Here is an 11,919-nt window from a genome sequence, read left to right as displayed (position 1 = left end):
ATTTTAGGTTTCGCTATTTTGTTAGCTATCATTTAGCTATCCCGTTGTATATGATGGAAATGGAAGCAATGACATAAATAGAAAGGAGGCAATGTAACCCGATAGACGAAATGCTTTATTAGCCTCGCAAACGTAAAGTTTTTTGGGGAGGAGTAATGAAACATGGTAGTCATAACAAAACGAAAAACGTTATTGATTGTTAGTCTGATCGTCGCCCTGATCGTGACAATGAGCTCATTCCAAGTAAGCAGAGCGGAAGGAGATCGAGCAGCGGACGTTACGGTCAATTTTGAAAACGGTTCCATTGAAGGCTGGCAAGTCGGTCAATCGGCAGGCCTTGGCTCTAATCCTCTGGAGTACAGCGAGGATTTGGCCAGAGAAGGAAATCACGGCGCCTTGAAGCTGAATGTGAAATACAAAGGCGGGGGCTGGGACGAAGCCGCTCCTAAATATGTATTATCCGGCTCTACGATGTCCGATTACAATCAAATCAGTTATGACATTTATGTACCGATCCGCTTCGACGGGGCGCTGCAGGTACAAACGATCGTCAACTGGCCGTGGAAAGAGCTCGGTTCCTTGGACCGATACTCGATAAGCGAGTATGCCGGCCGAGGCTATGAGACGAAGACGATCAACGGCACCACGTACGTTGTCATTCATAAGCAGGACGAAGTGAGCGGCAGTGGGCAGCCTGAGCTATGGATCCGGCTCGCGGGCTCCGGCAGCAATTATGACGGAGGCATTTACATAGACGATGTAGTGCTGAAGAGGGCCGATTCCGAAGGACCCCCGCCGGATCCGGAAACGCCGGCAGGAGTCGTCTATGAGGCGGAGGAAGCGGAACTGATCGGTACCGAAGTTTCTACAAGCACGCCCGGTTATACGGGAACGGGCTACGTTACAAGCTTTACCGATGACGGAGATCGGGTTCGATTCACAGTTACTGTCGCAAGCGGAGGGGCTTATCCGCTGCATGTGCGGTATGCCGCTCCTTACGGATATAAGGCAAACCATATCGTGGTTAACGGAAGCACGGCAGGAGAGCTTTCCGTCAACCAAACGGCAACGTTTAAATATGCGGCGTTCGGCAATGTTTTGTTGAACGAAGGAGCAAACACTATAGAAATCGTAAAAAACTGGGGATGGTTCGAGGTTGACCATATCGTTATCGGAGATAAGCAAGGCAGACCTCCCTTGAAGGAGGTAGCCTCAGACTTGGTCAATCCGCACGCGTCCCAAAGCTCCAAAGCGTTGATGGCTTATTTGACAGAAGCATACGGCGAAAGCATCCTATCAGGCCAGCAGACGGGAGTGCTGTCCGAACTGGGATTCATCTACAGCTTAACCGGAAAGCTTCCGGCCATTGCGGCCTTCGATCTGGACTCGAGCAACGACGAGGATGCGATACAGTGGGCCCGGTACGGAGGAATTGTTGAGTATTCGTGGCATTGGCGGGCGCCGATGGGCGGGCATGATTTCTATACTTCCAATACAACGTTCGATGTAAGCAAAGCGGTTACCCCCGGAACTCAGGAATATGAACTGATCATTCAAGACATCGATGAGATGGCGGCTAGGCTAAAGGCGCTGAGCGACGCGAACGTACCGATCTTGTGGAGACCGCTTCACGAGGCGGAGGGCGGATGGTTTTGGTGGGGGGCGAAAGGTCCCGAACCTGCTAAAGCGTTATATCGTATCCTGTTCGATCGATTGACGAACGTTCATCGGCTGGACAATTTAATTTGGGTATGGACCTCGTATACCTCGGAGCAATCGCCGCAATGGTACCCGGGCGACGATGTTGTCGACGTGATCGGAATGGATAAATATTTGTCCGAGGGGGATTACAGTCCGGTAATCGCCGATTTCGACAAGCTGGTCGACATGGCGGGCGGCAATAAGCTGGTTGCTTATTCGGAGAACGGGCCGATTCCGGATCCGGATTTGCTTCGGGATAATCAAGTCGGCTGGCGCTGGTTCAATACGTGGTCCGGCCATTTCATCATGAACGGTAAAGTGAACGAGGAGCAGCATCTGATCCGCGTTTACAATCACGACTACGTAATTACGCTCGATGAGCTGCCGTCCGCCGACATTTACGGCAGGGCGCCGGATCCGTTGCCTGCGCCGGAACCGCTGCGGACTCCCGAACCGGTTCCGGATGGATATACGTTGACTGAGGCGGAAACAGGGACGCTGCAGGGCACTTTCGTGGATACAAGCGTGAAAGGGTATTCCGGAACGGGGCATGTGACCGGCTTCGACCAAAGCGGCGATTCGCTCACGGTTTCCGTCGCGGCAACGGAGGCGGGGCCTTACAGCTTGCTCATTCGTTACGCGGCGCCTTACGGGTTCAAGAAAAATCATCTTTACGTGAACGGCGATTATCTCGGAGAGATTGACTTTGAATATACGAACCGCTTTAAGGACACGAATGCGGGAATTGTGCTGCTGAAAGAAGGCGCAATACGATCAAGCTTGAACACAGCTGGGGATATTTCGAAGTCGACGCCGTCTTGATCCGGCCGATCAATATCGACACGCTGCTCTCTCGTACGGAAGCGTATGCTGATGCCGGAAAGCTGCAAAACCCGTTGTACAAACAGTTAAGCGAATCGCTCGCTCAAGCAAAGCATCACGAACGGAATGGGAACAAAGAGCAGAGCTTGCATCATTTGCAAAAGTATTCCGAACAATTGGCGAATGCTCCGATGTCCAGATTCATAACCGTTGATGCCCAACATACGCTGCTGCAAGAGATTGAAGCTCTGTTAGCATTCCGTCATCTTTCATTGACTCCGGTAAAATATTGAATTATAGTAAGAGTGCTTGACGCCTAACAAATATGCTAACATAATTTGTGCCTTGGGTCTTGCTTTCTGACATTAATGGAGTGAACAGCGTTGGCGAAAAAAGTGACGATGCAGCAAATAGCCGACTATCTTGGAGTTTCGAAATTTGCCGTCTCCAAAGCTCTCTCGGGGAAAACCGGGGTAAGCGAAGATACTAGGGAACGAATTTATAAAGCTGCCAATGAACTGGGATACTTCTCCCAAAAACCCGGAAAACCCGAACAGATGCCGATCAAACCGAAAACAGCGTCGTCCGGAGTCATTGTCGTTCTATTTCCCGATATACGGTACCAGACGCAGGAGTCATCGTACTGGGCACCGATCGTGGAAGGAGTTACGCAAGAGCTGAAGGCTAACGGGTTGGATATGGTCGCACTAACGGAAATTAGCGGCGACAGCGCGCTAAGAATTATTAATACGGCCAATATGGACGGAATCATCAGCGTCGGTCCCGTAAGCAATACGCTGCTTGCGGAGCTCGGGCAATGGGGGATACCGATCGTATGCATCGATAATGAACCTTCCGAGGTCGAAGCGGATTGTTTATTTGTAAACAATTTCGATGCCGTTCGCCAGTTGACCGATCAGCTGATCGGCCTCGGGCACGGATCGTTCCAATTCGTCGGAGATATTCATTTTGCCAAAAGCTTTTACGACCGGTGGTTAGGATTTCGCGCCGCTTTGGATGATCACGGTATACCGTTTTCGCCCGATCAACGGCTGCTCCGGTTAACCGAAAACAGCTTCCATAGACCGGAAGAACTGGTCGAGGCAGTATCCGGGTTAATGGAGCGGAAAGAACTGCCCAGCGTGTTCGTATGCGCTTGCGATAAATATGCAATGATGACGATTGAGGCGATGCGGCAGCTTGGATTGAACGCTCCGTCAGACTGCTCGGTTACGGGATTCGACAACATTGTTGAGTCCGCGAAGGTTTCTCCGAAGCTAACGACGGTGAACGTCCCGAAGCAATGGTTAGGAATACGGGCGGTCCAAATGATGATATGGAGAACCCGCTATGAAAGAACCCCGCCGGAGAAAATATTTTTGCCTGCAGAAATCGTGTTTCGCGAATCAACGTCGCTTCCGGCAATAAAAAACAATCGCTAAGCCGTGGATAACAAACCGCGGCTTTTTTTGCGCGCTTTAATGGCTCGTACCAAACCTTTAAATAACAAAAATCACTTTTTTTATTTTTTTATTTGCTAACTGCCAATGTTTTGTTATGATATCAATTGAAAGCGTATACATTTTGCGGCCAAGCAGCGCAGTATAGCGCAAGCGCCTCTTATGGCGCATTCGCGCATTATGGATTCGGATCACTTAGACGGCCGATGACAACTTGCAATGGAGGAAGAAGCCTATGAGGCAAAAAGCGTTTCATTTGTCTTTCGGACGTGTGACCGCCCTCGGCGCGTTGATCGCCGCATGCGCCTTCTCCGGCGGCTGCAGCCTGCTCCCGGAAGAAAAAGGTCCGCTGAAACCGCCGCTCGTCAAACCGGCCCAAGCGACCGCAAGAACCGTCGATGCGAAGGTAGGGAGCATTATCCGGCAAATTTCCGGGTCCGCTTATTTCGTACCGACACGAATCAGCTATCATCCGCTTGCAGGGAGCGGGAACATCGAATCCGTCAATGTTTGGGCAGGAAATACCGTTAAGAAAGGCGATGTTCTCCTAGTGTTAAACAACGGGGATATCGATGTCGAGCTGCTTCAGCGGGAGTTGGAATACGAAAGGAAAAAGGCAGCGCTGGAGGATGCGGCAAAGCTCGGCGACGATCGTACGCTCCGGATCGCGAAGCTCGACTTCGAGCTGGCGAAGCTGCTGTTCGACAAGACGAAGGCAAAAGCGGAGAAGGCCGTTCTACGGGCACAAATCGACGGCATTGTAACGTTCGTTGCCGAGCTGAAGCCGGGCGATTGGGTGGAAGCGGGCCGGCCGTTAGTCGCGATTGCGGATCCGGAAGGTATGAGACTCGCATTGAACGCCAGCGGAAATCCGGTAATGGCGGACGTTACCGTAGGCATGGACGCGAAAATCGATTTCAAAGGGAAAACATACGAAGGAAAAGTCACTCAAACACCGAGATCGGCTCCGGCGACAGAGGATGCTCGCCTTCGCGATGAATATGCGAAGACGATTTATATTGAATTGTCCGAGCTTCCGCCGGATGCGGAGCTTGGTGCATTGGCAGATGTGGCCGTAACGGTTGCCAAACGCGAGAACGTGATCGTTCTGCCTAAACGAGGCATCCGCAGCTATTTCGGACGAACGTTCGTGCAAATTATGGATGGCGAAAAAAGAAGAGAAATCGACGTAGAAACCGGGCTTGAGAATGCGACGGAAATCGAAGTCATAAGCGGACTCGATGCCGGAATGAAAGTCATTCTTCAATAAAGCCGACGGAAAAAACGAGGGGATGCGTATGTCCGTTCTCATTATGCTGCTTCGCAAAATGGCCAAAAACCGGTGGCTTGTCGCCAGTTTGTTTACAGGCATGCTTTTTTGCATCGCATTGACCTCCAGCATGCCTATATATAAAGACGCCGTACTCCGCTATATGCTGGTGAAGGATTTGGAACGGAGCTACGCTTCGACCGGTCATCATCCCGGCGTTATCTCCGCGGATATTACGATGCGCACATCCGTCCCGGGCGAGCAGCGGAACATCGTCGAACGCTTTGAGCGATATTGGTCGAATCGTATCGTGAATTCCGGCGATTTTTTCTCCGTGTCGGATCAACGGATATATGAAACGGTTCGGTTCAATCTATCGCCTGCCGATCCGACGCGCATCAATCCGAACTACAAGAGATCCGCGAAATTCGCCATGCGTTCGGGTTTGGAAGATCACGTACGAATCGTGGACGGCCGGCTGCCGTCCGATAAGCCGGTCGACGGTGTGTATGAGGTCATGGTAACCGACAATGCATTAGTAGAGTTGAATATGCTGCTGGACCAGGAGTTCATTATTGACGATCCGTTCGTCTCCGCCGAAATCCGGATCAAGCCGGTTGCGGTCATTTCGGAGAACGATCTGTCGGACGTCTACTGGAACCGCGGCGGCATTCAGGCGGAACGAAACGCATTGTTCATAAACGAACGCTTGTTTGCGCAAGAGCTGCTGCATGACGGACCGATAACGTTAAGCAAGGTCGGAGGCCAGTTCGTTGCCGATTATACGGAGATCGATCTGCAAGCGGCGTCGAAAATGCTGTATATGAAAGCGAATATGGCTGCCGACATGCTGGGCGGATATAACTACTTGGTCAGCACATCGATCTGGATTCCCGGAGATTCGGCGATGAAGGCGTACGGGGATCGGGAACACACGCTTCGGAACTTGTTATGGTCGCTGAACGTGCCGTTATTTCTTTTAATTGCGTTTTATCTTTATATGGTGACCGGTATGCTTGTCGAGCGGCAGAAAGGCGAGATTGCGGTGCTTCGCAGCCGCGGAGCGTCGAGACGTCATGTCGTGTCCGTGTATGCTCTTGAATTCGGGCTGCTCGCGTTGGCCGCTTTTGCGGCCGGGCCTTGGCTCGGCGCCGTGTTTACACGCGTGCTCGGATCAACGAGCACGTTCATGAATTTCGTCAACCGCGGTTCGCTGCGCGTTGAGATCACCTCGGAAAGCTGGATGTACGCCCTGATCGCGGTCATCGCCTCTTGGGTGCTTAATTTGGTTCCGGTCGTTGTTGCGACGAGGGCGACGATCGTCGACCAGAAGCGGCAGAAAGCGCGGGAGATGAAACGGCCGTTCTGGCAGACGTTCGGAATCGATATCGTGCTCATTGCATTGGCGCTGTACGGTCTCTATACATACCGGCAGCGAATGACGGATTTGATCAAGCTCGGGCTTGACGGCAAGATGCTGTCTTCCGATCCGCTTTTATACGCGGTGCCTTCGCTGTTCATTCTTGGGGCGGGGCTGCTCCTGATCCGCATCTACCCGCTGTTAGTCCGTCTTGTGTATTGGATCGGACGCAGCCGGTGGTCTCCCGGGAACTATTCGACTTTATTGCTCGTAAGCCGCCGAAGCCATTTTTACCACGGAATGATGGTATTTTTCATTCTTACGATCGGTACGGGAATATACAATGCAAGCACCGCAAGGACGATCAACGGCAATATGGAGGACCAAATATGGTATTCCGGAGGGAGCGATATCGTCCTGCGGCAGCATTGGGTGAACGACGCGCCGGCTCAAGTATCCGCCCCGATGGGAGGTCCGCCGCAAAGCGGAGCCGCAACCGGCGCGGCGGATCGGATCAGTTATTTGGAGCCGCCGTTCGAGGCGATCGAATCGCTTCCGGGAGTACAAGACGCCGCTCGCGTCTTCGTCAAGGAGGATGCCGAGCTGTGGGCGGGCAATAAGAGCGCATCCGTTACACTGATGGGCATAGATACCGACGCATTCGGGCGAGCTGCTTGGATGAAAGACGGGCTGCTTCCGTATCATTTCTACGACTATCTGAATCTTATAGCGCCCGACACTCATGCGGCGCTTGTTTCTTCAACGCTTGCCAAGCAGCTTGAAGTTAAAGCGGGGGATATACTGGATATCGGCTGGGAAGGGATTCGGCCTACCAGAGTGACGGTGTTCGGCATCGTTGATTATTTCCCGACCTTTAATCCGAATCCTGCGGCGGAGACCGCAAACGAACGCCGTACGAACGTACCGCCGATGCTTGTCGTTGCCCACTTGGATACCGTTCAAAACGAGCTTGCGCTTGAGCCTTACGACGTTTGGGTAAAACTGACGTCCTACGATGCGCGACAATCGTTGTTGGATGCCGCCGCGGAACGAGGCGTCACGTTCGAACGATTCGAAGATACGTACGGGATGATCGAGGAGAGCCGGGCCGACCCGTTCCGAATGGCCATTAACGGCGTCATGAGCCTCGGGTTTATCGTATCGCTCATCGTCAGCTTTATCGGATTTCTGCTGTTCTGGATGTTATCGCTTCAAGGGCGCATGCTTCAGCTGGGCATATTCCGTGCGATGGGCGTTTCGTTCCGTCAGCTTCTCGGAATGCTGTTTCTTGAACAGCTGCTGACGACAGGAGCCGGCTTCGCTATCGGCATAGCGACGGGTCTTGCGGCAGGACGCATCTTCGTGCCGCTGTTTCAGCTCTCGTTCGACCCGGGCAAGATCGTGCCGCCGTTTGAGGTTGTATCCGACGCCGGCGATGTAACGAACCTCGCGGCCGCAGCCTTGTTCATGCTGGCGGCGGCATTGCTCCTGTTAGCTTGGCTTCTGAAGCGGATGAACGTTTATCAGGCCGTCAAACTGGGGGAGGACTGAGCTAAAGACGTGATTACGTGCGAAAATCTGGTCAAGATCTACAAAGCGGCGGACATTGAAGTCGTCGCGCTGCAGGGGCTGAATCTGATTGTCGATCGCGGGGAAATGATGGCGATTATCGGCAGCTCCGGCAGCGGGAAGTCGACTCTGCTCAATATGTTAGGAGGTCTCGATCGTCCGACCGCCGGGCAGCTCGTCATCGACGGCAAAAATATGTTGAAGATGAGCGATAAGGATTTGACGGTTTACAAGCGGGAGACGGTCGGTTTCGTTTGGCAAAATAAAGCTCGCAATTTGATCCCTTATTTAACGGCACGCGAAAATGTCGAAATTCCGATGCTGCTGCACGACAGCCGTTCGAAGCGGCTGCGCGCGCTGGAGCTGCTCGACGCCGTCGGCTTGGGACACCGTGCGGGCAATACGCTCGAGCAGCTGTCCGGCGGCGAGCAGCAGCGCGTCGCCATTGCCATCGCGCTTGCGAACCGCCCCAAGCTGCTGCTCGCGGACGAACCGACGGGGGCGCTGGATACCCGCACATCGGCCCAAATTATGGAGCTGCTAAATAAGCTGAACTCCGAGATGGGGTTAACGATCGTCATCGTTACTCACGATCTGTCGCTTGCAAAGCAAGTAAAGCGCGTTGTGTCCATCCGGGACGGAATGACATCCAGCGAGTACATTCGCATGGTTTCGGCCGATGAAGCTTCGGCGGCGGACGAACCGGATGCCGAAGAAGATACCCATATCGAATACGCAGTAATGGACAGGTCCGGCAGAATTCAAGTGCCGGAGTCGTATTTGGAAGCGGTCGGAGCCAAAGATGCGGACAAAGTGCTTCTCAGATTGGAAGAGGATCGGATCGTGCTTCTTCCGACGCAGTCGCAGATGCGAAAATCAAAACGGTAATCGAGGATGATACGCATGAGGAGAAAAGTGACCATTCAGGAGATTGCCGAGCTTGCGGGAGTTTCCAAATTTGCCGTTTCGCGAGCGTTGACCGGCAAGTCGGGCGTTAGCGCACAGACAAGAGAAATGATACTGAGAACTGCAGGTCAGTTAGGTTACTTTAGAAACAACGCGTTGGCGGGACAAGAATCGGCGGACGCCAACAGTTCCGGAACGATTGTCGTGCTGTTTCCGAACATACGGTATCAAAACAAAGAATCGATATATTGGGGACCGGTCTTCGACGGGATCTCCAACCGGCTGAACCAGATGGGGCAAGATATCATCACGTTAACCGAGCCTTCGGGAGATCACTTTTTTTCCGTGCTGAAGCCGGAAGCCATCCGTGGAATCATTACGATCGGCTACATTTCCACGCAAATATTGCTGGACATCAGAAAGCTGAACATCCCGGTCGTTATGGTCGACCATGAGGACCCGGCATTTCATTGCGATACCGTGTTCTCCGACAATTTCAACAGCATGCGGGAGATTATGGTCAAGCTGATCAGCAAGGGCTTTCGGAAATATCAATTCATCGGCAGCATTCGCGACGCGCGGAGCTTTTACGATCGGTGGCTCGCCTTCAAGACGGCTCTCGAGGAGCATGGGGTCGAGCATAACCAGGATCCGATGCTGATCGGACCGTTAGCGGACGATATGTATAAGCTCATCCCGAATGTGTCGTTAGATCCGTTGCCGGAAGTATTCGTATGCGTGAACGACTCTATTGCGTCGAACTTGATCGATGAGCTTCGCAAGCGAGGACTGGAAATTCCCGATCGCTGCGCCGTGACCGGGTTCGATAATACGATCCATACGCATCCGATTTTAGCGACGGCTAACGTCAACAAGGAAGTGATCGGGATGCGGGCCGTCGATCAATTGATTTGGCGGATCGATAACCGGAAATCTCCTTACGAGCGTAAGCAGATAAGCAGCGAAATCGTCGTTAGGGAAGAGCATACCCTTAGACTTATTGTGCAAACAGGACGGCAATGATCCGGAACATGGCAAATACTATCGGATTATTGAAGTTTTTGTCGAACATTTACGTTAGGCTAACAAACTTCGTTAAACCACCATTTGTTCATAAATTTTAGTAGATTAACGAACTAGACTTGATGATGGTTGATAACAAAATATAAAAACAAAATCATAATTTTTAGCAAAATGTAATTGACGGTGTCTATTTTTGGGTGCTATGATTGTTTTGAAATCGGCAAATGTTAGTATTTATAAACTATACAGCGGTGGTGATGCGGGCTTTTCGAGGACTTGTTAACGAAAGTTTGTAAGCGGTTTCTTGGGGGATTTGACCGGAGAGGAATCGGTTGTGAAGACAAAACCAGTCCGAAAGTCCGGTATTAAAAAAACGGGAGGTTTGGCAATGAAGAACATGAAAGTGCTTTCAATTCTTCTGATTGTGTTTATGCTTGCGCTTACAGCTTGTGCTGGAGGCGGAGGCGGCAGCAAGAATAATGCCGACGACAATGGAACGACCACCGAAACCCCTGCTGACGATTCAGGCTCCAATGTTGCGGAAGAAGAACCTCCGGCCGATGAGCCCCCGGCTATGGACCTCGGCGGACGTACGATCCGCATGGCGGCATGGTGGGATCTGAAGCCGGCAGGCAACACGGCCGGCGAGAAAGCGGCGCTTGAGAAATATGCCGAGCTGGAGAAAAAATACAACTTTAAATTCGAATTCCTTAACGTTCCGTGGGATGAGTACTGGGACAAATTTACGACTACCGTGCTTGCGGGCGAGCCTTTCGCAGACGTATTGATTTACGAATTAAAGCGGGCGATCGTACCGATTCAGCAGGGTCAGATGCTTCCGTTAAGCGAGTTCACAAAGCCGACCAGCGACATCAACAACGAACAGAGGCTCGCAAAGCCGCTGCCGGCGATCGGAGGCGTTGATTACGGCTTCACCACGCCGGGCGTCTCGGTCGTAGGACTTCACTATAACCGCGACCTGTTCAAGAAGCTGGGTCTTCCGGATCTTCAAGAGCTGTATAACAACGGCGAATGGACTTGGGAGAAATTCATGGATGTGGCAAAGCTGGCAACACGTGACACCGACAACGACGGCAAACTCGACACCTACGGCTTCGCCGGCTGGCCTGCCGACGTAGCCCGCCACTTCGCCGCCGCCAACGGAGTTTCCTTCGTGAACCCGGACACGCTGGAGGATATGTCCAACGATCCGAGAATGATCGAAGCGCTCGAGTTCGTTAACCGCCTCTTTAACGTTGAGAACGTAACGAAAGTGAAAACAGGAAACAAGATGGATTGGAACGAATCGAACACGTTTAAAGACGGCGACGTCGCCATGTTCATTACTTATGACTGGAATATCGGCGACCTAACGTTCGAACCGGGCGTCGTTCCTGTTCCGCTCGGACCATCGGGCGACCCGAAATTTACTCATGCCAGACCGGACCTCAACGGCTGGTTTATTCCGAAGGGCGTAAAAGATCCTCAAGTCGTGTATCAAATTTTTGAAGAAATGCGCGACCTGCCTCCGACGGAAGAATACATGGGCCAAGACTGGCTGGAGTCCCGTTATAAGACGGAAGAGGACATCAAGATGGCGCTCGAGCACATTAACGGAACGGGCTTGGTTGCGATCGAAGAAAGCGTGCCTGAATATCCGTTCTATACCATCATGGATGAAATTATCGTACAGAACAAATCCGTAACTGCAGCGGTAGAAGGCAATAAACAAAAAGCTGAAGCCGCAGTGGCCGGTATTAAGTAAGACTACAAGCATTGGAAGGGAAGGGGTGTACCGAGCATACCGG

General features: G+C 52.1%; 8 protein-coding genes. All 8 read left to right on the top strand.

Annotated features, from left to right (window positions below):
• Positions 1 to 162 precede the first annotated feature (162 nt).
• The 8 genes from PT964_RS00290 to PT964_RS00255 all read left to right on the top strand — a co-directional run bounded on the left by PT964_RS00290 (position 163) and on the right by PT964_RS00255 (position 11,876).
• Positions 163 to 2,523 (top strand): glycosyl hydrolase, encoded by a 2,361-nt coding sequence (locus PT964_RS00290; protein ID WP_274361304.1) that lies wholly within the window; start codon positions 163 to 165, stop codon positions 2,521 to 2,523.
• Positions 2,520 to 2,816: an FIMAH domain-containing protein gene (locus PT964_RS00285; RefSeq protein ID WP_274361303.1), complete on the top strand. Its 297-nt coding sequence runs from the start codon at positions 2,520 to 2,522 to the stop codon at positions 2,814 to 2,816. The genes PT964_RS00290 and PT964_RS00285 overlap by 4 nt, the downstream gene beginning before the upstream one ends.
• Before the next feature lie 90 nt (positions 2,817 to 2,906).
• Positions 2,907 to 3,965, top strand: coding sequence for a LacI family DNA-binding transcriptional regulator (locus PT964_RS00280; protein WP_274361302.1), 1,059 nt, complete (start codon positions 2,907 to 2,909; stop codon positions 3,963 to 3,965).
• A gap of 253 nt (positions 3,966 to 4,218) precedes the next feature.
• Entirely contained in the window at positions 4,219 to 5,253 is a 1,035-nt protein-coding gene (locus PT964_RS00275; RefSeq protein WP_274361301.1) for an efflux RND transporter periplasmic adaptor subunit, read from the top strand.
• 28 nt (positions 5,254 to 5,281) lie between these two features.
• Positions 5,282 to 8,164: an ABC transporter permease gene (locus PT964_RS00270; RefSeq protein WP_274361300.1), complete on the top strand. Its 2,883-nt coding sequence runs from the start codon at positions 5,282 to 5,284 to the stop codon at positions 8,162 to 8,164.
• Positions 8,165 to 8,173: 9 nt separating this feature from the next.
• Positions 8,174 to 9,070 (top strand): ATP-binding cassette domain-containing protein, encoded by an 897-nt coding sequence (locus tag PT964_RS00265; protein ID WP_274361299.1) that lies wholly within the window; start codon positions 8,174 to 8,176, stop codon positions 9,068 to 9,070.
• 15 nt (positions 9,071 to 9,085) lie between these two features.
• Positions 9,086 to 10,111, top strand: a complete 1,026-nt coding sequence (locus tag PT964_RS00260; protein WP_274361298.1) for a substrate-binding domain-containing protein — start codon at positions 9,086 to 9,088, stop codon at positions 10,109 to 10,111.
• A gap of 388 nt (positions 10,112 to 10,499) precedes the next feature.
• On the top strand, positions 10,500 to 11,876 hold the full coding sequence (locus tag PT964_RS00255; protein WP_274361297.1) for an ABC transporter substrate-binding protein: 1,377 nt from the start codon (positions 10,500 to 10,502) through the stop codon (positions 11,874 to 11,876).
• The last annotated feature ends 43 nt before the right edge of the window (positions 11,877 to 11,919 follow it).

The organism is Paenibacillus thermotolerans (genome assembly GCF_028745515.1).
GTDB classification, from domain to species: Bacteria; Bacillota; Bacilli; order Paenibacillales; family YIM-B00363; genus Paenibacillus_AE; species Paenibacillus_AE thermotolerans.
The sequence above is the reverse complement of the archived record's forward strand: the minus strand, read 5'-3'. Positions and strand labels throughout refer to the sequence as shown.